This is a genomic window from Vibrio rumoiensis (genome assembly GCF_002218045.2).
GTDB classification, from domain to species: domain Bacteria; phylum Pseudomonadota; class Gammaproteobacteria; order Enterobacterales; family Vibrionaceae; genus Vibrio; species Vibrio rumoiensis.
Window position 1 is genome coordinate 226,382 of record NZ_AP018685.1, and the last position, 26,845, is coordinate 253,226.

Annotated in this window: 22 protein-coding genes; 9 read left to right on the forward strand and 13 right to left on the reverse strand. The window is 43.4% G+C overall.

The window, feature by feature from the left end; genetic code table 11:
- Positions 1 to 84: 84 nt before the first annotated feature.
- Together VRUMOI_RS01020 and glpX are read right to left on the reverse strand one after the other, a co-directional pair.
- Entirely contained in the window at positions 85 to 705 is a 621-nt protein-coding gene (locus VRUMOI_RS01020; RefSeq protein WP_089139950.1) for a helix-turn-helix transcriptional regulator, read from the reverse strand.
- Between the two features lie 431 nt (positions 706 to 1,136).
- Entirely contained in the window at positions 1,137 to 2,144 is a 1,008-nt protein-coding gene (gene glpX / locus VRUMOI_RS01030) for a class II fructose-bisphosphatase (RefSeq protein WP_089139951.1), read from the reverse strand.
- 308 nt (positions 2,145 to 2,452) lie between these two features.
- Here glpX and zapB point away from each other — a divergent pair, with 308 nt between their 5' ends.
- Positions 2,453 to 2,695 carry a cell division protein ZapB gene (gene zapB, locus VRUMOI_RS01035; protein ID WP_089139952.1) on the forward strand — a complete coding sequence of 81 codons (243 nt, stop codon included), beginning with the start codon at positions 2,453 to 2,455 and terminating at the stop codon, positions 2,693 to 2,695.
- Between the two features lie 90 nt (positions 2,696 to 2,785).
- Here zapB and rraA read toward each other — a convergent pair whose 3' ends face one another.
- From rraA to priA, 7 genes are all read right to left on the reverse strand, one after another.
- Complete coding sequence (gene rraA, locus VRUMOI_RS01040) at positions 2,786 to 3,316, reverse strand: ribonuclease E activity regulator RraA (protein WP_089139953.1); 531 nt, start codon at positions 3,314 to 3,316, stop codon at positions 2,786 to 2,788.
- 128 nt (positions 3,317 to 3,444) lie between these two features.
- Positions 3,445 to 4,353, reverse strand: a complete 909-nt coding sequence (locus tag VRUMOI_RS01045; protein WP_089140075.1) for a 1,4-dihydroxy-2-naphthoate polyprenyltransferase — start codon at positions 4,351 to 4,353, stop codon at positions 3,445 to 3,447.
- A gap of 191 nt (positions 4,354 to 4,544) precedes the next feature.
- Entirely contained in the window at positions 4,545 to 5,882 is a 1,338-nt protein-coding gene (gene hslU / locus VRUMOI_RS01050) for an HslU--HslV peptidase ATPase subunit (protein WP_089139954.1), read from the reverse strand.
- Between the two features lie 108 nt (positions 5,883 to 5,990).
- The gene (gene hslV, locus VRUMOI_RS01055; RefSeq protein WP_089139955.1) at positions 5,991 to 6,509 is read right to left on the reverse strand and encodes an ATP-dependent protease subunit HslV; all 519 of its coding nucleotides are present in this window, start codon (positions 6,507 to 6,509) and stop codon (positions 5,991 to 5,993) included.
- A 247-nt stretch (positions 6,510 to 6,756) separates the two neighbouring features.
- On the reverse strand, positions 6,757 to 7,332 hold the full coding sequence (locus VRUMOI_RS01060; RefSeq protein ID WP_089139956.1) for an SPOR domain-containing protein: 576 nt from the start codon (positions 7,330 to 7,332) through the stop codon (positions 6,757 to 6,759).
- A gap of 246 nt (positions 7,333 to 7,578) precedes the next feature.
- Positions 7,579 to 8,601, reverse strand: coding sequence for a DNA-binding transcriptional regulator CytR (gene cytR / locus VRUMOI_RS01065; protein WP_331813018.1), 1,023 nt, complete (start codon positions 8,599 to 8,601; stop codon positions 7,579 to 7,581).
- Positions 8,602 to 8,834: 233 nt separating this feature from the next.
- Positions 8,835 to 11,036 (reverse strand): primosomal protein N', encoded by a 2,202-nt coding sequence (gene priA / locus VRUMOI_RS01070; protein ID WP_089139958.1) that lies wholly within the window; start codon positions 11,034 to 11,036, stop codon positions 8,835 to 8,837.
- Between the two features lie 272 nt (positions 11,037 to 11,308).
- Between priA and rpmE the strand changes: the two genes are divergently transcribed.
- Together rpmE and VRUMOI_RS01080 are read left to right on the forward strand one after the other, a co-directional pair.
- Positions 11,309 to 11,527, forward strand: a complete 219-nt coding sequence (gene rpmE, locus VRUMOI_RS01075) for a 50S ribosomal protein L31 (protein ID WP_089139959.1) — start codon at positions 11,309 to 11,311, stop codon at positions 11,525 to 11,527.
- A 160-nt stretch (positions 11,528 to 11,687) separates the two neighbouring features.
- Complete coding sequence (locus VRUMOI_RS01080) at positions 11,688 to 12,944, forward strand: malic enzyme-like NAD(P)-binding protein (protein WP_089139960.1); 1,257 nt, start codon at positions 11,688 to 11,690, stop codon at positions 12,942 to 12,944.
- Positions 12,945 to 13,072: 128 nt separating this feature from the next.
- Here VRUMOI_RS01080 and metJ read toward each other — a convergent pair whose 3' ends face one another.
- Positions 13,073 to 13,390 (reverse strand): met regulon transcriptional regulator MetJ, encoded by a 318-nt coding sequence (gene metJ, locus VRUMOI_RS01085; RefSeq protein WP_089139961.1) that lies wholly within the window; start codon positions 13,388 to 13,390, stop codon positions 13,073 to 13,075.
- 323 nt (positions 13,391 to 13,713) lie between these two features.
- Here metJ and VRUMOI_RS01090 point away from each other — a divergent pair, with 323 nt between their 5' ends.
- The 3 genes from VRUMOI_RS01090 to metF all read left to right on the forward strand — a co-directional run bounded on the left by VRUMOI_RS01090 (position 13,714) and on the right by metF (position 18,490).
- Positions 13,714 to 14,880 carry an O-succinylhomoserine (thiol)-lyase gene (locus VRUMOI_RS01090; RefSeq protein ID WP_089139962.1) on the forward strand — a complete coding sequence of 389 codons (1,167 nt, stop codon included), beginning with the start codon at positions 13,714 to 13,716 and terminating at the stop codon, positions 14,878 to 14,880.
- Positions 14,881 to 17,292, forward strand: coding sequence for a bifunctional aspartate kinase/homoserine dehydrogenase II (locus VRUMOI_RS01095; protein WP_089139963.1), 2,412 nt, complete (start codon positions 14,881 to 14,883; stop codon positions 17,290 to 17,292). It abuts the gene before it with no gap.
- 310 nt (positions 17,293 to 17,602) lie between these two features.
- Positions 17,603 to 18,490 (forward strand): methylenetetrahydrofolate reductase, encoded by an 888-nt coding sequence (gene metF / locus VRUMOI_RS01100; RefSeq protein ID WP_089139964.1) that lies wholly within the window; start codon positions 17,603 to 17,605, stop codon positions 18,488 to 18,490.
- Between the two features lie 77 nt (positions 18,491 to 18,567).
- Here the strand turns inward: metF and VRUMOI_RS01105 are convergent, their stop codons facing one another.
- The 3 genes from VRUMOI_RS01105 to argE form a co-directional block, all read right to left on the reverse strand.
- The gene (locus tag VRUMOI_RS01105) at positions 18,568 to 19,119 is read right to left on the reverse strand and encodes a PadR family transcriptional regulator (protein WP_089139965.1); all 552 of its coding nucleotides are present in this window, start codon (positions 19,117 to 19,119) and stop codon (positions 18,568 to 18,570) included.
- Positions 19,120 to 19,366: 247 nt separating this feature from the next.
- On the reverse strand, positions 19,367 to 21,997 hold the full coding sequence (gene ppc, locus VRUMOI_RS01110) for a phosphoenolpyruvate carboxylase (protein WP_089140076.1): 2,631 nt from the start codon (positions 21,995 to 21,997) through the stop codon (positions 19,367 to 19,369).
- Between the two features lie 283 nt (positions 21,998 to 22,280).
- Positions 22,281 to 23,435 carry an acetylornithine deacetylase gene (gene argE, locus VRUMOI_RS01115; protein ID WP_089139966.1) on the reverse strand — a complete coding sequence of 385 codons (1,155 nt, stop codon included), beginning with the start codon at positions 23,433 to 23,435 and terminating at the stop codon, positions 22,281 to 22,283.
- A gap of 268 nt (positions 23,436 to 23,703) precedes the next feature.
- On the opposite strand from argE, the gene argC reads away from it, so the two are divergent.
- From argC to VRUMOI_RS01130, 3 genes are all read left to right on the forward strand, one after another.
- Positions 23,704 to 24,705, forward strand: a complete 1,002-nt coding sequence (gene argC, locus VRUMOI_RS01120; protein WP_089139967.1) for an N-acetyl-gamma-glutamyl-phosphate reductase — start codon at positions 23,704 to 23,706, stop codon at positions 24,703 to 24,705.
- A 5-nt stretch (positions 24,706 to 24,710) separates the two neighbouring features.
- Positions 24,711 to 25,493 (forward strand): acetylglutamate kinase, encoded by a 783-nt coding sequence (argB, locus tag VRUMOI_RS01125; protein ID WP_089139968.1) that lies wholly within the window; start codon positions 24,711 to 24,713, stop codon positions 25,491 to 25,493.
- Positions 25,494 to 25,597: 104 nt separating this feature from the next.
- A complete protein-coding gene (locus tag VRUMOI_RS01130; protein ID WP_089139969.1) occupies positions 25,598 to 26,830 on the forward strand; it encodes an argininosuccinate synthase in 1,233 nt (410 codons plus the stop codon).
- Positions 26,831 to 26,845: the final 15 nt, after the last annotated feature.

Below are 26,845 nucleotides of genomic sequence, written 5' to 3' on the forward strand. Positions count from 1 at the left end.
AAGGTGTGGGTGATGAATTCACAGGTAATAGATATCCATGGTTAAGATTGAGATAGTGGATGATGTGTCGAAAGATGGATTAATTCATTGAGTGAGAGTAATCCGATAGCGGCAACGATGTGAGCCCTTGATGATATGCTCTTGGCGAACGATCTGGCATTCTTCTTTGAGTAAAGCTTGAAAGATATTGATTTCAGATTGGCATAAGGTTGGGCATTGTTTCGCTGCGTGGCAAATAGGGCAGTGATTTTCAGTGAGCAGATATCCATCTTCTGTGATTTCAAGTTCCGCCATATAACCTTCTTGTTCTCGTAATAAAACGAGAGTGTGTAGCTTCTCTTCAATACTTGAACATAGCGATAATCGTTGTTGATAACGTTGAAAAATTTTAGCTTCTCGTTCGGCGATGATTTTATTAATACCTGATTGACCAAAAGCGTGATCGATAGCATCAATAATATCAATGCTAAGATCTTGGTGACGATCAATAAATTGGTTATGCCCTTTTTGAGTTAAAAACCAATGACGGGCAGGTCGGCCAACTTTTACTTTGATATCGGAGTAGTTGAGTAATCCATCATCTTCTAACGCTTGCAGGTGCTGCCGCGCTCCCATACTAGTGATCGACAAGTCATCCGCTAATTGGCGTGCAGTGATTTGGCCTTCACGCTTTATTTTGTGGAGAATTTTATCGCTCGTTTTCATCTATGGCCTTTGGCTTCGGAACCGTTCTGCATTCTTGAAGTAGTTTGGATATATGATGGCTCAAAAAATAAATAAAGCAAATGCTTAACATATCTAGGGTCTGTTGATCTTTGGTGCTTAAATTTTGTTCGCGATAAAAGCGTTTTAGGCAAGGCAAGTCGACTGTAGCCTAGTTATTCTAAGTAAATGAGACTTAACGAAGCATAAAGTGCTTTTAGCCGAACCCTTCGGGCAGCGTTTGTTGGTCATTTCTACTGCGTTATCGGCTCCTCGTGTAGGCTAGCTACACCACGGAGCCTCTGCCTTGTACAAATACCCAACAACTCGCTGCAAAAATAATCACGAAAGGTCAACAGACCCTAGAAATTCATTTGTTGAGGCAATAAAAAACGCAGCCCGAAAGCTGCGCTTATGTATTGAGTAAACACGTTTTATAAGATGTGTTGTTTTACTTCATCATCTTTACGCTCAAGGTAGTGAATCGACTTGATGCGACGAATAGTACGGCTCTTACCGCGAATCACTAACGTTTCTGTGGTGGCAATGTTACCGGTGCGAGTGATGCCTTCAAGTAGGTCACCTTTGGTAATGCCGGTTGCAGCAAAGACCACATTATCGCTGCGCGCCATGTCATCCATCTTTAAGATAACGTTGGCTTGTACACCCATCTCGGCACAGCGTTGCAGTTCTAATTCACCGTGAGCACGGTTCTCTGGCGTATCGCCTTTTACTTCATGACGAGGAATTAAACGGCCTTGCATGTCACCATCTAATGCACGAATGACGGCAGCTGATACCACACCTTCAGGTGCGCCACCGATGCAGTACATCATATCGACTTCGCTATCTGGCATGCAGGTTAAAATCGATGCCGCGACATCGCCATCTGGCACAGCAAAAACGCGGGCACCCATTTGTTGGATTTTCGCAATAACGTCATCATGGCGAGGTTTCGCCAGAGTGATCACGGTTAATTCGCTCAGCGGTTTATTTAAGGCTTTAGCAACATTGTGAATGTTTTCTTCTACTGACTTGGCAAGGTCAATACAGCCTTTCGCACCTGGACCAACCACGAGTTTTTCCATGTACATATCAGGTGCTTTTAAGAAGCTACCTTTTTCACCCGCAGCCAGTACGGCTAAAGCATTAGATTGACCCATCGCAGTCATGCGAGTGCCTTCAATTGGGTCAACCGCGATATCGACTGCATCACCGCCTAGGCCAACTTGTTCGCCAATATAAAGCATCGGCGCTTCATCAATTTCACCTTCACCGATAACAATTTCACCACTGATTTCAGTGTCGTTCAGTAGGGTACGCATCACGGCTACTGCGGCTCCATCGGCAGCGTTCTTATCGCCTCGGCCTAACCATTTATATCCGGCAAGCGCAGCACCTTCAGTCACTCGAGAAAATGCCAATGCTAAATCGCGTTTCATACTGACTCCAAACAAAACAAAGGGAAGAAAATTATGCGGCGCATTTTAACACAGCTAGAACGGTAACGTTTGCTTTTTTGGTGGGGCGGTTTGTGAAAAAGCAATGTGAGTCGTTTAAAGTGTGTTGGTTTAGCCTGCAATGTCATAATTGGGTTAGGTTTGATGGTTTTTTGCCCAACTGAACATAAATAGTTTAATAAGACAGTGGCGATTACAAGTAAGCTGAGTAGAATGAGGGTAACAAACGTGGTAAGGCGCAGTTTAGGGTCGCTTTATTGCTCATCATGATCATTTAACAGGTAGCAGAGATGTCTTTCGAAGTATTAGAACAGCTAGAAGCAAAAATTCAAACCGCGGTTGATACCATCGCATTATTACAAATGGAAGTTGAAGAGCTTAAAGAAAAGAATGAGCAACTGACTTCTGAAGCAAGTCAACTGCGTGAAGGTCGTGTTGAGCTTGAAGAGCAAACTCAAGCAATGCGTCAAGAGCAGCAAGCTTGGCAAGAACGTATCCGTAACCTACTTGGTAAAATGGATGACGTTGAATAATTCATACTATTATCGTTCTCGATAGCAGTATAGAAACAAAAAACAGAGCCTATTGAGCTCTGTTTTTTTATGGTTTTTTTAGAGAAAAGATTAATCGTTTAGAGGTTCAATGTCGTCCAGCTCTTCATCCAGTTCGAGATCAACATCAAGAGGTTCCTGAGAAATGATCACACCGGTATTATCGGCATAAAGATGATCTTCTGGTAAGAAGGTTACTCCACCAAAGTTGACCGGCACATCGACTTCACCAATGTTATTTTGGGTGGCACCAACCGGAATAGCGGCAATCGCCTGAATGCCAATTTCCATTTCTTCTAAATCGTCGATTTCACGAACACAACCGTAGACAACTAAGCCTTCCCAGTCATTTTCTTCAGCTAATGCTGCAATTTCAGCATCAATCAGTGCACGGCGCAGAGAGCCGCCCCCATCAATCAACAGCACGCGACCAGTACCATCTTCTTGTAAAATTGAGCGAATGATGCCGTTATCTTCAAAGCATTTCACTGTGGTCAACTGGCCAGCGAATGAGGTTAAGCCACCAAAATTACTGAACATAGGCTCAACAACATCAACTTGGTCTTGGTAAATGTCACACAGTGCAGAGGTATTATATTCCATAGTGGTTTTTCTCTTTGCTTGCGGGGGATGATTAACGAGTATATAGGGTCATTATGGCTTTGCAATGACAAAGGACAATTTCCTGAAAAGACTTTGATCTTATCAGGATAATCGTCCTGATTAGGGGGTTATTGACCTACAACCATAATAATTGAAAACACGATATTGGTGATAAAAGCGCATTTCACCATATCGGGTAACATCGGCACAAATTGCTTAGCTTGCTGGATATTCCAGATGGTTTTGCCATGTTTAAACACGAGTAATAGCGGTAGCAACATAAACACATTTAACCAAATTGGCTGAGTATGCATCACTAGGTAAATGGCCATGGTGAGCCATCCAAAAGCCAGTAAGCCCAAATGGTAGCATTTGGCTTTTTCAATACCAATGCGAACCACCAAAGTACGCTTATTACTCACGGTGTCATTTTCCACATCACGCATATTATTGATGTTCAATACACCCATTGAGAATAAACCAGAGCCAATTGCAGGCAGTAACAGACTTGGTTTAACTGTACCTGTATGTAAGAAGTAGGTGCCTAAAATCGCTAATAGACCAAAGAAGATAAAGACAGATATATCCCCAAGGCCAATGTAACCATAAGGCTTGCTGCCCATGGTGTAAGCGATAGAACTTACGATAGAAAGTAGGCCTAAGAATAGAAAGGCTGCAATACTCGTTGGGCTTTGTAGCGCATAAAACACCAAAGCTAACCCACTGATCACAATAAAGACAATGTTAATAGTGATCGCTTTTTTCATGCCTTGTTGAGTAATGATCCCTTGTTGCATACCACGGATAGGACCAATACGGTCATCGTTATCAGTACCTTGGACTGCATCTCCGTAGTCATTGGCAAGGTTAGATAAAATTTGCAGTAACGTTGCTGTGAGTAATGCCAAAACAGAAATTGCGAAAGAAAAGTGGTGGTCGGCATAGGCAAGGCTACTTCCAGTTGCAATGGCAGCGATCGCAAGCAGTAAGGTTTTGGGTCTAGCGGCATCAAGCCAAATAGCAAAGGATGATTTCATAGTCTTATACAGTAAAGGTGAATGATGAATACCAACCACAAATAAGTAACAGCTCATGCTAGCTTATAAAAAGTTCGCTAATTTAGACTACTGACTTATTTTGATTGGCATAAGTATATCAATTAGTTGTCACAAATAACAAAAAGCTCGCAATCGTGCGAGCTTTTTGGATTTATACAGTAAAGATGATTTTACAGGATAAAGCGACTTAAATCTTCATCGGCAACAAATTCACCCAGACGTTGCTTAACGTAATCACCATCAATCGAGACTTTCATTCCCGGATTATCGGTGGCATCAAACGAAATATCGTCCATTAAGCGCTCCATCACGGTATGCAAACGGCGCGCACCAATGTTTTCGGTGGTTTCGTTAACTTGCCATGCCGCTTCGGCAATTTGTGTAATGCCGTCTTCGGTAAATTCGATTTCGACATTTTCGGTTGCCATTAATGCGCAATATTGCTCGGTTAGCGAGGCATTAGGTTCCGTTAAGATGCGCTTAAAGTCATGACTGCTTAACGCTTCTAATTCAACACGAATCGGTAAACGACCTTGTAATTCAGGAATTAAATCAGAAGGGCGAGCGACTTGGAATGCGCCTGATGCCACAAATAATATGTGGTCAGTACGAACCATACCGTGCTTAGTGGAAACCGTACTGCCTTCAACTAATGGTAATAAATCACGCTGTACCCCTTCACGAGAGACATCGCCGCCACCAGTTTGATCGGCACGTTTACAAATCTTATCAATCTCATCAATGAACACGATACCGTTGTTTTCAACGTTGAAAATCGCTTGTTCTTTTAAGTCTTCTTGATTGACGAGTTTGGCGGCTTCTTCTTCGGTTAACGCTTTGAAGGCATCTTTTATTTTCATTTTGCGGCTTTTCTTGGTATCGCCCGCCAGATTTTGGAACATGCCTTGTAGTTGATTGGTCATTTCTTCCATGCCTGGAGGTGCCATGATTTCCACGCCCATTTGCGGCGCGGCCACATCAACATCAATTTCTTTATCGTCTAATTGGCCTTCACGTAGTTTTTTACGGAACACTTGACGCGTATTTGAGGTACTTTCTTGTGATTTTTCATCCTGTCCCCAACCTTCGCGTGGTGGCGGTAATAACGCATCAAGAATACGCTCTTCCGCTTGCTCTTCAGCACGGAATTTTACTTTTTCCATTTCACGCTGATGAGTTAGCTTGATTGAGACATCGGTGAGATCACGAATGATGGATTCAACTTCTTTACCAACATAACCGACTTCGGTGAATTTAGTCGCTTCTACTTTAATGAAAGGTGCATGAGCGAGTTTAGCCAAACGGCGAGCAATTTCAGTTTTACCTACACCGGTTGGGCCGATCATTAAAATATTTTTTGGTGTCACTTCTGCACGTAGATTTTCATCGAGTTGCATACGACGCCAGCGGTTACGTAAAGCGATCGCTACGGCACGCTTAGCCTTATCTTGACCAATAATGTGTTGGTTGAGTTCATGAACAATTTCACGAGGTGTCATTTCCGACATAACGTTATCCTTTTACCCTAATTAATAAGCCATGAATCTGGGTTCATGGGTGGGAAATCTGATGATTAGCCTTGAGCTAGAAAGCGAAAGACAAAGGCCAATAGTGATTTATAGTTCTTCGATTGTGTGGTGATGGTTGGTGAATACACAAATATCACCAGCGATTTTTAACGATTTCTCGGCAATTTCACGAGCTTCGAGATCGGTGTTTTCTAATAGAGCAATCGCGGCTGCTTGGGCGAAATTGCCACCAGAACCAATCGCAATTAAATCATTTTCAGGCTGCACCACATCACCATTACCAGTGATGATCAGCGATGCCGTTTCATCTGCTACGGCTAATAAGGCTTCTAACTTGCGTAAAGCACGATCACTGCGCCAATCTTTAGCCAGTTCAACCGCCGCTTTAGTGAGATGACCTTGGTGCATCTCTAGCTTACGTTCAAAACGTTCGAAAAGCGTAAAGGCATCAGCGGTACCGCCGGCAAAGCCTGCTAACACTTTATCATGATATAAACGGCGAACTTTTTTAGCATTGCCCTTCATGACAGTGTTGCCTAATGAAACTTGGCCGTCACCTGCGATAACGACTTTATTGTTGCGGCGTACAGATACAATAGTAGTCACGAGAAACCTCTTAGTTATTCTGCTGTTTTAACTGATATGAGGTTGGGGTAAAAAGAATTCAAGAGAAAGGGTAATAAAATGTCTTTGGGGTCGTTAAGAATATAGGAAGCTTTTAAGGAAAGTATTTGTTGCTCACAAAGCAAAACCGAGAGGCGAGGACGCTGCGCTCGGGAGCCGAAAAGAATGATTGACACCGACAAGGTAGCAACCAAAAATTCTCGGCTCTCGGCTCTCGGCTCTCGGCTCTTTATTTTAAGGTGTCTTTCATGATGATACATGGCTCGATTTTAGCACGTTGCAAAACATGCTGATCTTTTACCGCTTCACGTTTAAACGTATAAGGCCCTAAAATAATTCGATACCAACTGCTGCCTTCAAGCTTCACCACTTTACTGCTCAATCCTTGGAACGCGATATTAGCTTTACGTTGATCCGCTTGTGATGCAGTTTTATAAGCGCCGCATTGCATTATGTATGGGATCTTAGGTATTTCAACTTCTTTGGCTTGAACCTCAATCTCACGTTTCGGCAACGTCTCCATGTAATCCCACTTTTCTTGTGGTGGAGGCGGTAGCGATTCCGTTGGCTTTGGGGTGACCTTTACAGGCACGGTATTAACTGCTGGAACGACCGGTTCTGGGTCATTGCTAAGCATAGAGAGTAAAGAGATCAAGCCTGCTAATAAAAGGACCGCAATAATCGCGGCTTTCCATGGAATAGCACGCGGTGCTGGCTTCTTTTTTTGAGCCGGTTTTCTTTGATTTCTATTGTTGTTTTTTTTATTTGGAGTTGGACTCTTTCTTACATAATCTCGATTAGCCACGGTATTTCAATAACTCAATAGAATAAAAAAGGAGCTATATGTTAATGCAGTTTTTTAACCAATACTATGATTAATACTGTAAGAAAAAGGCCACTGGCTTTGAATTGAAAGTTGCAGCTTGGTTAGCGGAGTTGATTCTGCCCAATCGCATCGTTTCGTTATGCTTATGGTGCTTCATGTTCCTGCCGCTTTACTGCAACTTCTTTGGGGGGATATTGTTCTAAAGGCCTATGTTTTTTTAGGCTATTAGCTTCGCGGTGGTGCAGCACTATTTCTGATCACAAGATTGGCTTCAAGTAATCGAGAACCAGCACGAACCTCTCTCCCTTTTAATATTTCTAACAACATTAACATTGACTGTTTACCGATCTCATAACGGGGTTGAGCAATAGTGGTGAGTGGCGGATCGCAGTATTGAGAGAATTGAATGTCGTCAAAGCCAACAATGGAAAGGTCTTGTGGTATTCGGAAACCTTGTTTTTTCGCTTGTTGAATAGCGCCAATAGCCATGCTGTCGTTATGACAAAAAATGGCGGTTGGAGGCTCAGGTAAAGACAGTAATTTATTCGCCGCACTCACACCAGACTCTAAAGTAAAGTCACCTTGTGTTTGGTAGGCCGGATTCATGTCTATGCCAGCGCGTCGCAAGGCTTGTTGGTAGCCTTGATGGCGGAATTGACAAAGTGATGCATCGGATGGACCGGACATTTCAGCGATTTTCTTATGTCCCATTTGGGTGAGGTAATTCACGACATCAAATGCGGCGGTTAAATTGTCAATATGAACCGTAGGAAGCTCTAGTTCCGGCGCGTATTCACAGGCCATGACAAGCGGCGGTAAGTTTTTTTGTTCAGGTTTACTGACGTCAAAAGGAACATCGGTACCCAATAGCAACATGCCATCAGCTTGCTTGGTAAAGACTAAATTCACAAAGCTGCTTTCTCGTTTGAGTTGCTGCCCGCTGTCACCCAGTAGAACTAAATAATTATGTTCCGCGGCGGTATCTTCGATGCCTCGGATGATCTCTGTGAAATAAGGGTCACAGATGTCGGGCACAATTACAATGATGGTTTTCGATTCATTACGTCGTAGATTGCGTGCTAAAGAGTTCGGTGAGTAGCCCGATTCTAATACCGCATCTTCTACGCGCTTTCGTGTTGCATTGGAGACTTTCTCGGGATTCATCAGCGCACGGGAAACCGTCGCCGTTGATACCCCAGCTAGTTGGGCAACCTCCTTCATTGTCGCCATAAGTTTTCCTCTCTTCACTTTTTATACCCAAATGGGTAAGACAAACGCTTATATCAAAAAACACAGACTATATAAGCAAAATGTGAGGAGTTTCCTTTAGTTGGTTTTCCTCATCACGAATAACGACATCTTAATGTTATTTAAATATTTTATGTTCTAAATTAGCTGGTTAATAGCTCGAGTATAGTAATTCTTACATTCCAATGGTGATATGCATCACATAGAGGGTTTTTAATACCCTTACTTTTTACTCAGCTTAGGTCCTGAGGCTCTATATCCATATTCCAACGCACTTTTTTGGCGAGTGGCAATAATTGAATTGCCGACTTAGATGAGGCAATGATACGTTGCATTTGACGACGAGTACTCACTTGCAACATTAACTGCCAGCGATATTTCCCCGCTCGTCGGGCGAGTGGTGCAGGCATTGGGCCGAGTACCATGCATTGCTCATCATAAAGTGGGTGAGCTTCCAGTGTGTGGCGTATTTGACGTAAAAAGGCTTCAACGTCGTCGTTATTGTTGCCTTCAGCACGAAACAGCGTCAAAAAGCTGTAAGGGGGAAGCTGGGCCATTTTTCGTTCGGCCAGCGCAGTTTGAGCAAAGTGTTGATAATCTTTGTGTAATAGCGATTGCAATAAGGCATGTTCAGGGTGATGTGTTTGCAATAATACTTCACCCGGCTTACTGGCTCGGCCTGAACGTCCCGCGACTTGAATAAACAGTTGAGCAAGGCGCTCGGATGCTCGAAAGTCACTACTATAAAGTGAGCCATCAACATCCAATAAACCAACCAAAGTGACATCCGGGAAGTGATGGCCTTTCGCCAGCATCTGGGTGCCGATAAGGATTTGATATTCACCTTTACGAATCGATTCTAGCGCGTTTTCTAAGCTGCCTTTGCGGCGGGTACTATCACGGTCAATTCGTATGGTTTTAAATTCAGGGAACAGTAACTCTAGCTGTTTTTCGAGTTGCTCTGTCCCCACACCAACGGAAACAAGCTGAGTCGAGCCACAGCCTTGGCATTGTTGAATCACTGGGCGTTGTGAGCCGCAGTGATGGCAGCGAATTTCTTGGCTACCTTGATGAAAGGTGTAATAAGCATCACAGCGCTTACACTCGGCAATCCAACCACATTCATGGCACATTAGGGCAGGAGAGAAGCCACGGCGGTTTAAAAACAACATCACCTGATTGCCCGCGTTAAGATGGCGACGCATTTGAGCAATTAATGGCGCGGATAACCCCCCTTCTAAATAGAGGCCTTTAATATCTAAGACATGATGTTTGGCTGGTTGTGCATTACCGGCGCGCTTAGTTAATGTTAAGTAATGATATTTGCCTGTTTTAGCATTATGTAGCGTTTCTAAGGCTGGCGTCGCTGACCCAAGCACTACTGGGAAGTTTTCTTTGTGGCCGCGCATTACCGCGACATCTCGAGCATGATAACGCAGCGTATCTTGTTGCTTATAAGACGCGTCATGTTCTTCATCGACGATGATGATTCCAAGATCGGCAAAAGGCGTAAATAACGCAGAGCGAGTGCCAATAATGATCCCCGCTTGTTTGTCACGTGCGGAAAGCCATGCATTTAATCGTTCGGTTTCGTTTAAGCCAGAATGCATCACTTCAACTGGCACATTAAAGCGGCGCTTAAATCGGTTAATCGTTTGTGGTGTCAAGCCGATTTCGGGGACGAGTATTAATGCTTGTTTACCTTGTTCAAGCACAGGTTTGATAATGCTTAAATAGACTTCGGTTTTACCTGAACCGGTTACCCCATCAATTAAAAAACAGCCAAATCCAGGATGGTTATTAATACTGGCAACTGCAATGGCTTGTTCTTCATTTAAGTGTGGTTTGTGTTGCTCGTTTTCCAATTGAGCAGACCATTGAGGTTGAGTCGGCTGAGTGTGTTTAGCTTCAATCCACCCTTTCTCTTGTAGCGTTTTTAAGGTAGTGCTGCTGATGTCTTCATCAATCATGGCTTGATGTGGCAAAGCGCCGTGATCGAGCATACGAACCACTTTCGCTTGTAGGTGCGCTCGGCCGAAGCCGGCAGTTAATTGGTTTTTGCCCGCTTCGGTAATGTGCCACTCTTTGAGGCTCGTGAAATCGGCAGGTTTGCCCTTTTTCAATAATGAAGGTAAAGCCATCGCCAGCGTATCACCAAGTGGGTATTGATAAAATTGGCTACACCAGTGCAATAATTGATAGAGCGGTTGAGGCCAGACTGGTTTAGCATCTAAACAGGCTTTAATCGGTTTTAATTGCTCAACCGGGAAGTCCGAATGATTGACAATACCAACGACAATTCCAATTAAGGTTTGTCGACCGAAAGGTACAGAGACGCGGCCACCAACAACGGGAAATAGGTAATTAGGAATAAGGTAGTCAAAGCACTTATCTAAAGGAACGGGTAGAGCAACTTGAGCAATATTAGGCTGCATAAGTAAGAAAATTGTCCTTTCGACAGTAGGGTAAGACAAATGAAAGACTATGATAAAACAGCCGTTATCGATATAAAACTGAAATATTGTAGAAAAAGGGAGCAAATGTGTTGATCGATGGAGGCGGATTCACTATTATACTGCGCCTCTAACGATGTATATTTTTACATCATTTTTTAGTAACAACGTATGGTGTCTGACTGCTTGAATACTCGCAAGAGATATTTCAGTAAGAATCGGATAGCGATACGGACCAATAAAAGGTTTGTCCTATGAAAACTGGTATCCACCCAGAATACAAAGCTGTAAATGCAACTTGTTCTTGCGGTAACTCTTTCGAGTTCAACTCTACGCTAGACAAAGACACTATCCACCTAGACGTATGTGACAAATGTCACCCGTTCTACACTGGTAAGCAACGTATCGTTGATACTGGCGGCCGTGTTGATCGCTTCAACAAGCGTTTTGGTGCACTTAGCAGCAAAAAATAATCTTCCACTAAACGACTTTAGTGAAAGACAGAATTTGAAAGGGATGCTTCGGCGTCCCTTTTTTATTGTCTGAAATTAACGGTATTGACTACCAAGTTAACTTTTGATCCTTTAAAATCATCTCCCCCCTACTAAATAGAATAATTAGGAAACGCTCACTATGTCTGATGATCAGCAACTCAATGATTTTCGCCAAAAAGCACTGGATTACCACGCTCAGCCTACCGCAGGTAAAATTGCCATTGCTTTAACTAAACCAGCCGATACGGCGGAAGATCTAGCTTTGGCTTATAGCCCTGGTGTTGCTGAGCCGGTACGTGAAATCGCACTAAACCCTGATAATGCTTATAAATATACTGCTAAAGGTAATACGGTTGCCGTTATCTCAAATGGTACCGCTATTCTAGGTTTAGGTAATTTAGGTCCATTAGCCTCAAAACCAGTTATGGAAGGTAAGGCGCTGTTATTTAAACGTTTTGCTGGATTGGATTCTATTGATATTCAGGTTAAGCATCGTACTATCGACGAGTTTGTTGATACGGTGGCTAATATTGCTGATACTTTTGGTGGCATTAACCTAGAAGATATTAAAGCGCCAGATTGCTTTGAGATTGAGCGCCAACTGATTGAGCGTTGTGACGTGCCTGTTTTCCATGATGATCAGCACGGTACGGCGATTGTGACGGCAGCCGGTATGCTGAATGCAATAGAGCTACAGGGCAAGAAGCTGTCTGAGTGTAAAATTGTTTGTTTAGGCGCAGGTGCTGCGGCAGTCGCCTGTATGGAGCTACTGATCAAATGTGGCGCATTACGTGAAAAAATCTACATGCTTGATCGTAAAGGCGTGATTCATACACGTCGTGATGACTTGAATGAGTACAAACAATTGTTTGCTAACAACACTGATATGCGTACTTTGGAAGATGTGATTGAAGGCGCGGATTTATTCCTAGGTGTATCTGGTCCAAATCTGTTACCACCAGAAGCGCTTGCGTTAATGGCTGATAAGCCGATTGTGTTTGCTTGTTCAAACCCTGATCCTGAAATCAAGCCAGAGTTAGCCATCAAAGTCCGTAATGACTTAATCATGGGTACGGGTCGTAGTGATTATCCGAACCAAGTTAATAACGTTATTTGTTTCCCATTCATTTTCCGTGGCGCATTAGATGTTCGTGCCAGTGAAATTAATACCGAAATGAAATTGGCGGCAGTTGAAGCGATTCGTCAATTAGCGAAACAAGAAGTACCAGCCGAAGTATTAAAAGCGGCAGGGGTTGAAGCGCTATCATTTGGTCCGGATTACATCATTCCAAAACCAATGGATCCGCGTTTATTGTCTGAAGTGGCTGGTGCGGTTGCTCGTGCTGCGGTTGAGTCTGGTGTCGCACGTATCGAATTGCCGGATCAGTATAAGTAAAAAATAAACTCGAATACTAGGGCGCTTCGCTTCTTGTCGCTCGAATACAATAAAGCCCGCTCAAATGATTTGAGCGGGCTTTATTTTTTCTTTTTCGAAAAACGAGTTACGACAATCCGAGTAACGTATTAATCATCAAACGCTTCGAATTCAATGCCCATTTCGGTCATTAAGCGTTTTACTTCGGTTGGGATATCGTCTGGTCGATCTTTACGCAAATCTTCATCTGTTGGTAAAGGTTGGCCAGTATAAGCATGTAAGAATGCTTCACACAGTAGTTCACTGTTGGTCGCATGACGCAAGTTGTTGACTTGGCGGCGAGTGCGTTCATCGGTTAAGACTTTAAGAACCTTTAATGGAATAGAAACTGTGATCTTTTTGACTTGTTCACTCTTTTTTCCATGCTCTGCATACGGGCTAATGTACTCACCATTCCAATCTGCCATCACGCACCTTCGTTATTTAATATCTGTAATTAGTGGCTGAATGCCAATTTTAGGTGCATTTACTGCCGAAAGTAAAGACACTTAGATGGCTAGAGGTCTTGACGTCTCAATTTGTGAGGGATAAAGTATCACTCTGTCTAGCTTAAGAATAAACCATTGCAGGGTGATTTATGTGATCGCTCTTGTTTTAAAAGCGGTAAAATAATGTCTCTTTTAAAATTGAGTTGGTGCAAATAGCACTTTGGTTATATTTGGGTATAGTAGGTTTTAGTATCAGCCTCTGTGTATATTGATTGCGAATGCAAAAGGAAAGGAATACGCCAATGAGTTCAAGAAAGCCAGCAACAGTCGCGGTTCGTACCGGTATTGAATCGGATAGCCAATTTCACGCGGTCGTTCCGCCTATTTATTTATCGACCAATTATGGCTTTCCTGCTTTTGGTGAAGTGCCTAAGTATGACTATACTCGCTCAGGTAATCCAAACCGTGGTTTACTTGAACAGGCGTTATCTGAACTTGAAGAAGGTGCTGGTGCGGTGATCACCAATTGCGGTACTTCAGCACTCAATTTATGGGTTTCAGCCTTTATTGGCCCTGATGATCTGATTGTTGCCCCACATGACTGTTATGGCGGCACTTATCGCTTATTTAATACTCGAGCACAAAAAGGCGACTTTAAAGTTCAGTTTGTTGACCAATCAAACCAAGCTGAATTTGATGCTGCGATTGCTCAAAAGCCTAAATTGATTTTATTAGAAACCCCCTCAAACCCATTAGTGCGAGTGGTGGATATTGCTAAAGCTTGCACAAAAGCTAAGCAAGTCGGTGCGTTAGTAGCCGTGGATAACACCTTTTTGACACCGGTGTACCAAAAACCATTAACCTTGGGGGCCGATTTTGTGATTCACTCGACGACTAAGTACATCAATGGTCATTCTGATGTGATTGGTGGGGTGGTTATCTCTAAAGACCCTGAGCATGTAGAAACGCTTTCATGGTGGGGCAATTGCATTGGTGCAACCGGGACACCTTTTGATAGCTACATGACATTACGTGGCTTGCGAACCTTAGCGGCACGTATGCGAGTACATGAAGAAAGTGCTCAAGATTTGTTGGCATATTTACAGCAGCAACCATTGGTTGGCACGATTTATCATCCGAGTTTGCCGAATCATCCCGGTCACGATATTGCTAAAGCGCAGCAACGTGGTTTTGGCTCAATGTTGAGCTTTGAAATAAATGGCAGCATGGAACAGTTAAAGACCTTTGTCGGTCAATTAGAATTATTCTCTCTGGCTGAATCGTTAGGCGGAGTAGAAAGCTTGATGTGTCATCCTGCATCCATGACCCATCGAGCGATGTCAGATGAAGCACAAGCAGAAGCGGGAATCTCACCGTTACTACTACGTGTTTCTGTTGGATTAGAAGATAGTCAGGATTTAATCGCTGATTTAGAGCAAGCTTTTAGAAAAGCACAAGAGGTAGCGTAAATGACATCCGCTCGTCAGTTACACAAATTTGGTGGTAGTAGTCTGGCCAATCCAGAGTGCTACAAACGAGTCGCCAATATCTTAAAAGAATATTCATCGCCTGCTGATCTCGTCGTGGTTTCAGCCGCCGGTAGCACCACTAACCGTTTAATTGACTGGATTAATGCGCTTGATAAAGATGGCCGTATTGCCCATGAAATTTTGCAACAATTACGCCAATTCCAAATTGGTTTAGTCGAAGAGCTATTGCCAGAAGATAAAGCTCAGCCTTTATTGGAATTGCTAAGCCAAGAATTCATGTTATTGGGTGATATTAATGGCCCAGTCAATGACGTTATGCGAGCGAGCATTTTAGGCCATGGTGAAGTGTGGTCATCTCGCTTATTGGCCGAGTTACTTTCTCATCTCGATATGGAAGCGGTGCAACTTGACTCTCGTGATTTTTTACGAGCTGAACGAGGGGCTCAACCAGAAGTCGATCGTGGGCGTTCACTGCCGCTATTAAAAGAAAAACTGGCCCAGCACGGTAAATTACGAGTGGTGATCACTGGATTTATGGCGCGTAATGATGCGGGTGAAACGGTATTGCTTGGACGTAATGGCTCGGACTATTCTGCTACCGTGATTGGCGCATTAGCTGAAGCCATTAGAGTGACTATTTGGAGTGATGTGGCTGGCGTATATAGCGCAGACCCTCGTAAGGTCAGTGATGCTTGTCTATTGCCATTATTACGCCTCGATGAAGCGAGCGAATTAGCGCGTTTAGCGGCACCTGTATTACATAGCCGCACCTTGCAACCTGTCGCACAAAGTGCCATGGATTTAAGCTTACGATGCAGCTATCAACCGGAATCGGGTTCGACTCGTATTGAGCGGGTACTTGCTTCCGGTCGCGGTGCCAAAATTATCACCTCACTTGACGAAGTGCTACTGATTCAAATTCACTTTGGCGCGGGTCATGATTTCTCTCGTTTAGAATCAGAATTAATGCGTTCGTTAACTCGCGCTCAATTACAACCATTAGCCATGCAGTCTCAACCCGATCAAGGTTTAGTATCTTTGGCTTACACGGCTGAAATTGCGGCAAGTGCGTTGACGTATTTACAAGATACCGCAGTAGGTGCTGAAATTAAGTTACGCGAAGGCTATTCGATGGTGGCGGCCGTTGGTGCAGGGGTGACGATTAACCCTAATCATTGTTACGGTTTTTATCAGCAGCTAAAAAATGCCCCGGTTGAATTTATCTCTGAGGCGGAATCCGGTTTAAGTTTAGTCGCTATTTTACGCAAAACGGATGTGGCTAAATTGGTGGTGGATGTCCACTCACAATTGTTCCAAGCGCAAAAGAGAGTGGCCATTGCTTTGTGTGGTAAAGGTAATATCGGTTCAAGCTGGTTGGAGTTATTTGCTGAACAAAAAGAAGAACTCGAAAAACGTCGTGGGATGAGTTTCGATTTGGTTGCGGTCATCGATAGCCAAACTTATTGGTTAGATTTGAATGGAATTGACCCTACTCAAGCATTGACACGCTTTTCTGATGAGTCGGTTGCGAATGATGGTCAGTCTTGGCTGAAAACTTTAGCGCATCAAACCGATTATCATGAAGTGGTGGTAATGGATGTGACGGCCAGTGCTGAATTAGCGCTTCAATATGAAGAAATCGCCGAGCATGGTATGCATCTTATTTGCGCCAATAAAGTCGCGGGATCGGCGCCTACCGAACAATATAAACGTGTTCTGAATGCCTTTGATAAAACGGGCCGCCATTGGTTGTATAACGCGACCGTTGGTGCTGGATTGCCGGTTAACTATGCGATTCGTGACCTGCGCAATAGTGGCGATCAAATTACTGCGGTTTCGGGGATCTTTTCGGGGACTTTATCTTGGTTGTTTCAACAATTTGATGGTTCGGTTCCCTTTACGGATTTAGTCGATTTAGCATGGCAGCAAGGTTTGACAGAACCGGATCCTCGTTCGGATTTAGATGGCTCGGATGTGATGCGCAAGTTGGTGATTGTGGCGCGTGAATCGGGCTTGGAAATTGAACCGGAAAATGTCAAAGTTGAATCTTTAGTGCCTGATGAGCTCAAAGATCTTTCCACCGATGATTTTTTTGATAAAGGTAAAGTGTTAAACGAGTTGTTATCAGAGCGTTTAGCCAAAGCCCAGAAGCAAGGCAAAGTGTTGCGTTATATCGCTCGCTTATCTCGAGATGGCAAAGCCACAGTTGGCGTGGAAGCTTTATTACCGGAGCATGCGCTAGCCAATTTACTACCGTGCGATAACGTTTTTGCGATTGAAAGCAAATGGTACAAAGACAACCCATTAGTGATTAAAGGTCCTGGTGCGGGAAGAGCGGTGACGGCGGGTGCTCTGCAATCGGATCTTAATCGTTTATCTAATTTGATTTAGAGAGTATTAGAGGCTGTAAGCTGTAGCTTCACTTTAATACAACGAAACGAAGAACCGAGTTATGCCACTTCAAAGATTGAAGTGGCATTTTTTATTTTTGAGAGTTGCTCACCAATTATATGAATAAAATTCATGATAAGAAGATTGACTTTAGATCCTATTCAATTCATTCTGTAGACATATAGACGTCTAAATGACTTCGAAAAATTTTTACTTAAGTATGATAGATATAAGGATACTTTTCAGATTCATACTTTTTGGGTGAGTTAAGTTTTGATGAATTGAGTGGCTTGGCCACAGGGAGTTAAACATGAGTTATTCACACGCAGGCCACATTGATGCGTTAAATCATAATGTTGCTGATCTTGCGGGCAAAATTAATGTTTCTTTTGAATTTTTTCCACCGAGCAGTGAAAAGATGGAAGAAACCCTGTGGAATTCAATTCACCGCTTAAAAACGCTACAACCTAAATTTGTCTCCGTTACTTACGGGGCGAATTCTGGTGAGCGTGACCGTACTCACTCAATTATCAAAGAAATTAAAGATCAAACCGGTCTGATTGCGGCACCACACTTAACCTGTATTGATGCTTCACGTGATGAATTAAAAGAGATCGCCAAAGACTACTGGAATAATGGTATTCGCGATATCGTGGCTTTACGTGGTGATTTACCGCCCAACGGTGGCAAACCAGATATGTACGCATCGGATTTAGTTGAATTACTAAAAGGGGTGGCAGATTTTGATATTTCGGTGGCCGCGTATCCGGAAATTCACCCTGAAGCAAAAAATGCTCAAGCGGATTTAATTAACTTAAAACGTAAAGTCGATGCTGGAGCAAATCGTGCCATTACTCAGTTTTTCTTTGATGTTGAAAGCTACTTACGGTTTCGTGACCGCTGCGTAACCGCAGGTATTGATGTAGAAATCATCCCAGGGATTTTACCTGTTTCTAATTATAAGCAAGCGAAGCGTTTTGCTGATATGACCAATGTGCGTATTCCAAGCTGGATGGCCAAGCAATATGAAGGGTTAGATGATGATCCGGTGACACGTCAAATGGTCGGTGCAAGCCAAGCGATTGATATGGTTAGAACATTGAGTCGTGAAGGGGTGAAAGATTTTCACTTTTATACGCTTAATCGTTCAGAAATGACCTATGCGCTTTGCCATACTCTAGGTGTTCGCCCGCGTTAATTATTTTCATCAAGACCAATTATTAAAAACAAAGGCTTACTGACGTTCAGTAAGCCTTTTTTATCTCTGCTTGCCCATTATTGCTCTGGCTGTGAAAAGGTTGCTAATTGTTGTTTCACTTCGCTTGCCCATTCAATCCAAGTACTACGCTCTAAAATATTACGCCTTAAGATTAAATGTTCCAATTTGGCGTGCTGATCAAGAGAATGATGGTTTCGATAAAATTGATTTTCAAGTTGCTGATAGTGTTTCAATAAGGCTTCAGCTTCAGGGATAAGCAAGTCTAATTGCTGAATAAAACGGTCGGCCGATTCAACGGTGCAGGCCATTAACTTTGCGGAAAATTCATCTCGGGTGGCTGTATAAGGGGTTGGTTGGTTAAACCATCCGGTTAATTCTGTGCGACCGAGTGAGGTAATGGTATAAATCTTTTTATCTGGTTTACCAATCTGAGGGTGAATGGTCGATGTCACCCATTCCTGTTTTGCCATCTTGGCAAGTTCCCGGTACACCTGCTGATGGCTGGCCTTCCAAAAATGTCCAACGTTATGTGAAAACGCTTTGCTGATGTCGTAGCCGGTCGCAGGCTCTCGACTTAATATGGTTAAAATAACGTAAGGCAGTGACATGTAAGCTTCTAATTTTCTTAATAGTAGGGATAAGATAACGTAATCGAGGCAGATTATGTACTGATGACAAAATTAATATTAAAAAAGAAGAGCTAAATCAAACCTTGTCAGCTATTTGTTTTGAATTTGACCAATAGATTGTTTGCTTTGTTTAAAAGAAAAAAGAAAAAAGAAAAAAGAAAAAAGAAAAGCCGCACTTAGTTGATAAGTGCGGCTTCTTACATTTAGACATGACAGATTAAGAGGTTTAACCCGTATTACGCATACCTGCTGCGATACCTGCAATTGTCAGCATTAACGCTTCTTCTAATTCAGAAGATGGGTTATCGCTTTGACGAGTACGGTATAGCAACTCGGCTTGTAGCATGTTCAATGGCTCAACATAGATATTGCGTAAGCGAATAGACTCTAAACCCCAAGGGTCGCTTTGCATTAGGTTCTCGTTATTTTCAACGTTTAGAACCGTCACGATATCTTTTTGCAACTGTTCACGTAAACGCTCACCAAGAGGCCATAATGACTCATCGGTTAGACGTTGATCGTAGTAACGAGAAATATCAATATTACACTTAGAATACACCATTTCTAGCATGCCAAGGCGAGTAGAGAAGAATGGCCATTCGCGGCACATTTCTTCCAACATTGGCTGGTGGCCTTGTTCGATGGCGTGTTGAATCGCTTCACCCGCTCCGAGCCATGCTGGTAATACTAGACGGTTTTGGCTCCATGAGAAAATCCATGGAATAGCACGTAAGCTTTCCACGCCGCCATTTGGATTACGCTTCGAAGGACGAGAGCCTAGAGGCAATTTACCGAGTTCAAGCTCTGGTGTTGCGGCGCGGAAGTAAGGAACAAAATCCGGTTCGCCACGTACTACAGCACGATAAGCGTCACAAGAGACATCCGAAATCGTATGCATCAGATCGCGCCATTCTTTTTTAGGCTCCGGAGGCGGAAGCAGATTGGCTTCTAAGATCGCGCTCGCGTATAGATTAAAGCTGTTCACTGCTACATCAGGCAAACCCAGCTTAAAGCGGATCATCTCACCTTGTTCGGTAACGCGTAAGCCACCTTTTAAGCTACGAGGTGGTTGAGAAAGTAGGGCAGCATGTGCTGGCGCACCACCACGACCAACTGTACCACCACGGCCGTGGAAGAGTGTAAGGTCGATACCTTCGGCGTCGGATACTTTCACCAGTTTATCCATGGCGTCGTACTGTGCCCAACCAGCGGCCATTACACCGGCATCTTTGGCTGAGTCAGAATAACCAATCATTACCATTTGGTGGTTATTGATAAAGTTGCGGTACCAATCGAGCGAGAATAATTGCTTCATGACCGCTTCAGAATTGTTCAAGTCATCTAACGTTTCAAACAGTGGGCAAACATCCATGCGGAATTTGCAGCCCGCTTCTTGCAAAATGAGATGCACGGCTAATACGTCAGATGCGGTACGCGCCATCGAAATAACATAAGCGCCAAAGGCTTCACGTGGGTGTTCAGCCATCACTCGACAAGTATCGAGCACTTCTTGAACTTCTGGCGAAGGTTCCCAGTTACGAGGCAACAATGGACGCTTTGAGCTTAGTTCTTTAATTAAGAATTCAACTTTTTCATCTTCTGTCCATTGATCGTAGTCACCCATATCTAGGAAACGAGTCATCTCAGTAATCACATTGGAATGACGAGTACTTTCTTGGCGAATATCTAAGCGTACTAAGTGAATACCAAACGCTTTTACACGACGTAGGCTATCGAGTAATGAACCTTCTGCGATGATACTCATGCCACATTCGTGTAGTGATTGGTAACAGGCAAGTAATGGATCCCAAAGTTGTTCAACGCGCTCTAAAATTGGCAGGTTAGGTACTTCGGTTCCGTTGATACGTGCATCTAATACGGTACACGTATTATTGAGCAGAGTACGTAAGCGCTTCAGGATGGCACGGTAAGGTTCGTGCTCTTCACCTGATAATTCGCGAACCGTATCGTTACAAGCGGTCATTGATAGCTCGGTGATCAAATCTTGAATATCGGTTAGATAAAGATCGGCCGCTTTCCAACGAGAAAGTAACAATACTTCAGCAGTAATTGGGTGGGTAACATTTGGGTTACCGTCACGGTCACCGCCCATCCAAGATGAAAAGTGTACTGGACGTGCATCGATAGGCAGCGCTTCGCCTGTGAAGTTTTTCACTCGGTCATTGAATTCACGTAAGAATTCAGGAACGGCTTGCCATAATGAGTTTTCAACGACCGCAAATCCCCATTTCGCTTCATCTAGAGGTGTTGGGCGTTGTTGGCGAATAACATCAGAGTGCCAAGATTGGGCAATCAGACCTTCTAAACGACGCTCTGTTTTCAGACGTTCACGACTAGAAAGATCACTGTGCTCTAATTGGGATAGACATTTATTAATTTTGACCAATTTATTGATCATGGTGCGGCGAGCAATTTCGGTTGGGTGTGCTGTAAGAACCAGCTCAATATTCAATTCTTTGATTGCTTGCGCGGCATTTTCTTTGCTGATGTCATTTGACGCTAACTTACCAAATAAAGAGTTAATCGCGTCTGGTTCACATACGTGCTCTTCGCAATGGCGAGAAATCGTATGAAACTGCTCTGCAATATTAGTTAAGTTAAGGAATTGACTGAAGGCATGAGCAACAGGGGTTAATTGCTCGTTAGGTAGGTTTTTTATTTCTTCGATTAAGCTTTCTCGATCTTCCTGATTACCAGCTCGAGCTGATTTGGAAAGCTTACGAATGGTTTCAACTTTTTCAAGAATAGCATCACCATGAGCTTCTTGAATGGTTGCGCCGAGTAAGTCTCCGAGCATGCGAACATTACTCGTTAAAGCGGCATATTTTTCATTCATCGTCGTTTCACCTTGTAATTTAATTACATCCATTTAATTTTTAGCCACTACAATCTAGCGAAAATATTTGCACTGAGTCAAATATTTGCCGTGATTGTGTAAAAATAATACCAATATTATTGATGCAAATCAGTTATCAGAAGATGGGTAAATTGATTTGGTTGTTGTGTAAACCCTTTGTTATTTATACCTTATTTCATCATGTTAACCGCATTCATATTCATAGAATGCGGCATGATTCATTCTTTCAATTTGTCAGATTGTATCCAATTCGCTCGTCGATTTATCCAAAACAGTAGTGGCGCATCGACTTGGATAAAATATTAATGGTCGGATCGATAAACTCAAAGGCTAGGAATTCATCCGGCTGATGCGCTTGATCGATCGAGCCTGGCCCCATCACTAAGGTTGGGCACACTTGTTGTAAAAACGGTGCTTCAGTACAGTAATTGACGGTTTCTGATGGTATTTGTGTTAACGCTTCCATGCTCTTGATGAAAGGGTGGTCATGTTGACACTCATAACCTGGAATAGGTTCATGCAAAGGCTGTATCTCAATACGCTCTGGCCATTTGGCTTGCACTTCTTTGAGGGCTGACTGCAACATATTGTTCAGTCCGTCTAAACTGATCCCCGGCAATGGGCGAACGTCATAATGCAGCTCACAACAGCCACAAATTCGATTCGCACTGTCGCCGCCATGAATGTGCCCTAGATTTAATGTAGGAGTGGGGATCTCAAAGCCTGGGTGGTGATATTCTTTAATGAGCTGGTTACGCAGTTGCATTAAGGCAAACAGTACCTCATGCATGATTTCTATCGCATTGACACCTAAAGCCGGGTTTGATGAGTGACCAGAGTGACCGGTGACTCGGATAGCATTCGCGACATGGCCTTTATGCCCGCGAATGGGCTTTAGACTTGTCGGCTCACCGATGATGCAATAGTCTGGTTTATAAGGCGCATCACCATTTAAACAGGATTCTGTAAAGTGGCGCGCACCTAGCATGCTGGTTTCTTCATCACAAGTGGCCAGAATATAAAGCGGCTTGGTTTGTTTTGACCAATCAACCTTTTGGACCGCTTCAATTATAAAGGCGAAAAAGCCCTTCATATCTGCGGTGCCTAATCCATAGAATCGGTTGTTATGTTCTGTTAAGGCGTGTGGATCAAAATTCCAACGTCCTTCATCAAAAGGCACGGTATCAGAGTGGCCCGATAGCAATAATCCACCTTCCCCTTGACCTTTTTTGGCGATCAAGTTGTGTTTTCCGGGGGCGACTTCAATCACTTCTACTGAAAAATCGAGATCCTTTAACCATTGCGCAAGTTTGGCAATCACTTCGGCATTCCCTTCATCCCATGTAGGGTCGGTTGCACTAATTGAAGAGGTGGAGATCAATCCGCGATAAACATCTAAAAATTGAGGTGTGCCCATAAAAACTCCATTTCGTGTGATGGCTTTGCCTGTATGCTAGCCATTGTGGTTGATAACCGGACTATTGACAAGAAGCTTATAAAACGATAAAACACATATTAAATCATTATTTGTGAATAAAAAATCGAATAATAAGGTTTTTTTAGAGTGGATAGTCATATTTTTACGATTGAAAAAGATTTGTTTTCAGCATGAAATAGTTCAATAACGTAACGAAAACCACTTAAATAAAATATAAATAGCGCGCAAAACAAACGGATAGGTGAGTATGCTAAAAACAGTCATTATTGGAGCAAGCGGTTACACCGGTGCAGAGTTGGCCTTGATGGTCGAAAAGCATCCTGAGCTGACGTTATCTGGCTTATATGTATCAGAAAATAGTGCCGATGCTGGTAAACCTATTTCTCAATTACATGGCAAGTTGCATGGATTGATTGATCTTGCTGTACAGCCCTTAATCTCACCTCAAGAAGTTGCGCAGCAATGTGATGTCGTCTTTCTCGCCACGGCTCACGAAGTCAGCCATGATCTCGCGCCGACTTTTCTTGCCAATGATTGTGTTGTTTTAGACTTATCCGGTGCTTATCGAGTGAAAGCGGATGGCTTTTATCCTACATATTATGGATTTGAACACACGCAATCTCAGTGGCTTGATCAAGCGGCTTACGGTTTAGCGGAGTGGAATCAACCGCAGATCGCTCAAGCGCAATTAATTGCTGTACCGGGCTGTTACCCTACCGCCTCTCAACTAGCGATTAAACCTTTGGTCGAAAATGGATTATTGGATCTCAACCAATGGCCGGTAATCAATGCCACGAGTGGCGTGACTGGCGCGGGGCGTAAAGCCACGATGACCAATAGTTTTTGCGAAGTGAGCTTACAACCTTATGGTGTGTTCACGCACCGTCACCAACCTGAAATTGCTTCACATTTAGGTTGTGATGTTATTTTTACGCCGCATTTAGGTAATTTTAAGCGTGGCATTTTAGCAACGATTACCATGAAGTTAGCTTTAGATGTGACTGACGAGCAAATTGAACAAGCCTTTAGTGAGGCCTATCAAAGCAAGCTTGCGGTTCGTTTACTTTCTGATATTCCTCGTTTGCAAAATGTTGAAAACACGCCGTTTTGTGATATTGGTTGGAAGCGTCAAGGTCAGCATCTTATTGTCGTGTCTGCGATTGATAACCTATTGAAAGGTGCATCAAGCCAAGCGATGCAATGTTTGAATATTCGTTTCGGTTTCCCTGAAATGACGGCTTTAGTGTAAGGATAATGACCATGGCTCCTTTAGTGATCAAATTAGGTGGCGCGGTATTATCCGATTTGGATACCTTAGCTAAATTATTTGGTGCAATTCAGCAATATCAAAAAGATGCACAGCGTCAAATCGTCATCGTACATGGTGGTGGCTATTTGGTGGATGAGTTGATGGCAAAGTTGCAATTTGAAACGGTAAAAAGAGATGGCTTACGGGTCACGCCTTTCGAGCACATTAATTACATTAGTGGTGCTTTGGCGGGAACAGCGAATAAATTATTGCAAGGCCAAGCGATCAAGCTAGGATTAACCGCGGTGGGGTTAAGTTTGGCGGATGGCGGTTTATGTCAGATCACTCAGCTATCTGATGATTTAGGCGCAGTCGGAGAAGCCAAAGCTGGAAATGCAGCGGTCTTAAAAGCAATTTTACAAACCAATGCATTGCCGATTATTAGTTCAATTGGTATTACCGCTGAGGGTCAATTAATGAATGTCAATGCTGATCAAGCCGCGGTGGCGGTGGCGACGGCACTGGATGCAGAGTTAGCACTACTTTCAGATGTGGCAGGGGTACTCGATGCGGATAAGCAACTCATTTCACAACTAGACCAATCACAAGTTGATCAACTGATTGAACAGCAAGTGATCACCGATGGCATGATAGTGAAAGTACAAGCAGCATTAGATGCGGCCAATCAACTCGGTCGAGCCATCGAAGTCGCTGGTTGGAAAAGCCCTGAAAAGTTAGCGCAACTGTTTGCCGGTCAAAGTATAGGAACACGTTTCTTGCCTTTGTAGAGGGGAGAAGCAAAATAAATAATCCACGGAATTCACCCAAACATGATTCCAGGGAAGGCTATATACCCCAGAACAACGGGTAAAATAAATTTTGGAGAAATAACATGGCTAAATTAAGTGTCGATAAAGCAAGCATCAACAAAGTGGTAGTCGCATACTCGGGTGGATTAGATACCTCAGTGATCATTCCGTGGTTAAAAGAAAACTACGATTGTGAAGTCGTCGCCTTTGTAGCGGATGTCGGCCAAGGTGATGAAGAATTAGTGGGCATTGAAGAAAAAGCCATCGCTTCAGGTGCATCAGCATGCTATATCGCCGATCTTAAAGAAGAAATGGTTGCCGATTACATTTACCCAACGTTGAAAACGGGGGCGTATTACGAAGGTAAATACCTACTTGGCACTTCAATGGCTCGTCCAATCATTGCGAAAGCGCAAGTGGAAGTGGCACGTAAAGTCGGCGCAGATGCGTTATGTCATGGCTGTACGGGTAAAGGGAATGACCAAGTTCGTTTTGAAGGTGCTTTTGCGGCACTAGCCCCAGACTTACATGTGATTGCCCCTTGGCGTGAGTGGGATCTAGTGAGCCGTGAAGAGTGCTTGGACTACCTTGCAGAACGTAATATTCCATGTACCGCTTCTTTAACTAAAATCTATTCACGTGATGCGAATGCATGGCACATTTCAACCGAAGGTGGTGTGTTAGAAAACACTTGGAATGCACCGAATGAAGATTGTTGGGCATGGACCGTTGATCCTGAGCAAGCGCCGGATCAAGCAGAATATGTTACATTGAAAGTTGAAAAAGGCGCCGTGGTTGAGGTCGATGGCCAAGCGTTATCACCATACCAAGCTTTAGTCGCGTTAAATGAAAAAGGCGTGAAGCATGGTGTTGGGCGTATTGATATTGTTGAAAACCGTTTAGTCGGTATGAAGTCTCGTGGTTGTTATGAAACTCCAGGGGGCACGATTATGATGGAAGCCCTGCGTGCCGTTGAGCAACTGGTGCTTGATAAAGCTTCTTTCGAATTTCGTGAAGAGCTTGCTGTAAAAGCTTCGCACCTTGTGTACGATGGTCGTTGGTTCACGCCGCTATGTAAATCGCTTTTGGCAGCAACTGAAGCGTTAGCGCAAGATGTTAATGGTGAAGTTGTAGTTAAACTTTATAAAGGCCAAGCGACGGTGACTCAAAAACGTTCTGATAACAGCTTATACTCTGAAGAGTTTGCGACGTTCGGTGATGATGAAGTTTACGATCAAAGCCATGCCGGCGGTTTCATCCGTTTATATTCTTTATCAAGCCGCATTCGTGCGCTTAATGAAGCGAAGAAGAAATAAATACGAATACTCGTA

Bases quoted from the DNA above. Each gene is read 5' to 3' on its own strand.
- ppc (WP_089140076.1), bottom strand. From the start codon at position 21,997: ATGAATGAAAAATATGCCGCTTTAACGAGTAATGTTCGCATGCTCGGA.
- VRUMOI_RS01020 (WP_089139950.1), bottom strand. From the start codon at position 705: ATGAAAACGAGCGATAAAATTCTCCACAAAATAAAGCGTGAAGGCCAA.
- rraA (WP_089139953.1), bottom strand. From the start codon at position 3,316: ATGGAATATAATACCTCTGCACTGTGTGACATTTACCAAGACCAAGTT.
- glpX (WP_089139951.1), bottom strand. From the start codon at position 2,144: ATGAAACGCGATTTAGCATTGGCATTTTCTCGAGTGACTGAAGGTGCT.
- VRUMOI_RS01130 (WP_089139969.1), top strand. From the start codon at position 25,598: ATGGCTAAATTAAGTGTCGATAAAGCAAGCATCAACAAAGTGGTAGTC.
- VRUMOI_RS01080 (WP_089139960.1), top strand. From the start codon at position 11,688: ATGTCTGATGATCAGCAACTCAATGATTTTCGCCAAAAAGCACTGGAT.
- zapB (WP_089139952.1), top strand. From the start codon at position 2,453: ATGTCTTTCGAAGTATTAGAACAGCTAGAAGCAAAAATTCAAACCGCG.
- rpmE (WP_089139959.1), top strand. From the start codon at position 11,309: ATGAAAACTGGTATCCACCCAGAATACAAAGCTGTAAATGCAACTTGT.
- VRUMOI_RS01090 (WP_089139962.1), top strand. From the start codon at position 13,714: ATGAGTTCAAGAAAGCCAGCAACAGTCGCGGTTCGTACCGGTATTGAA.
- VRUMOI_RS01105 (WP_089139965.1), bottom strand. From the start codon at position 19,119: ATGTCACTGCCTTACGTTATTTTAACCATATTAAGTCGAGAGCCTGCG.
- VRUMOI_RS01045 (WP_089140075.1), bottom strand. From the start codon at position 4,353: ATGAAATCATCCTTTGCTATTTGGCTTGATGCCGCTAGACCCAAAACC.
- VRUMOI_RS01095 (WP_089139963.1), top strand. From the start codon at position 14,881: ATGACATCCGCTCGTCAGTTACACAAATTTGGTGGTAGTAGTCTGGCC.
- argB (WP_089139968.1), top strand. From the start codon at position 24,711: ATGACCATGGCTCCTTTAGTGATCAAATTAGGTGGCGCGGTATTATCC.
- argE (WP_089139966.1), bottom strand. From the start codon at position 23,435: ATGGGCACACCTCAATTTTTAGATGTTTATCGCGGATTGATCTCCACC.
- metF (WP_089139964.1), top strand. From the start codon at position 17,603: ATGAGTTATTCACACGCAGGCCACATTGATGCGTTAAATCATAATGTT.
- argC (WP_089139967.1), top strand. From the start codon at position 23,704: ATGCTAAAAACAGTCATTATTGGAGCAAGCGGTTACACCGGTGCAGAG.
- hslU (WP_089139954.1), bottom strand. From the start codon at position 5,882: ATGTCGGAAATGACACCTCGTGAAATTGTTCATGAACTCAACCAACAC.
- priA (WP_089139958.1), bottom strand. From the start codon at position 11,036: ATGCAGCCTAATATTGCTCAAGTTGCTCTACCCGTTCCTTTAGATAAG.
- metJ (WP_089139961.1), bottom strand. From the start codon at position 13,390: ATGGCAGATTGGAATGGTGAGTACATTAGCCCGTATGCAGAGCATGGA.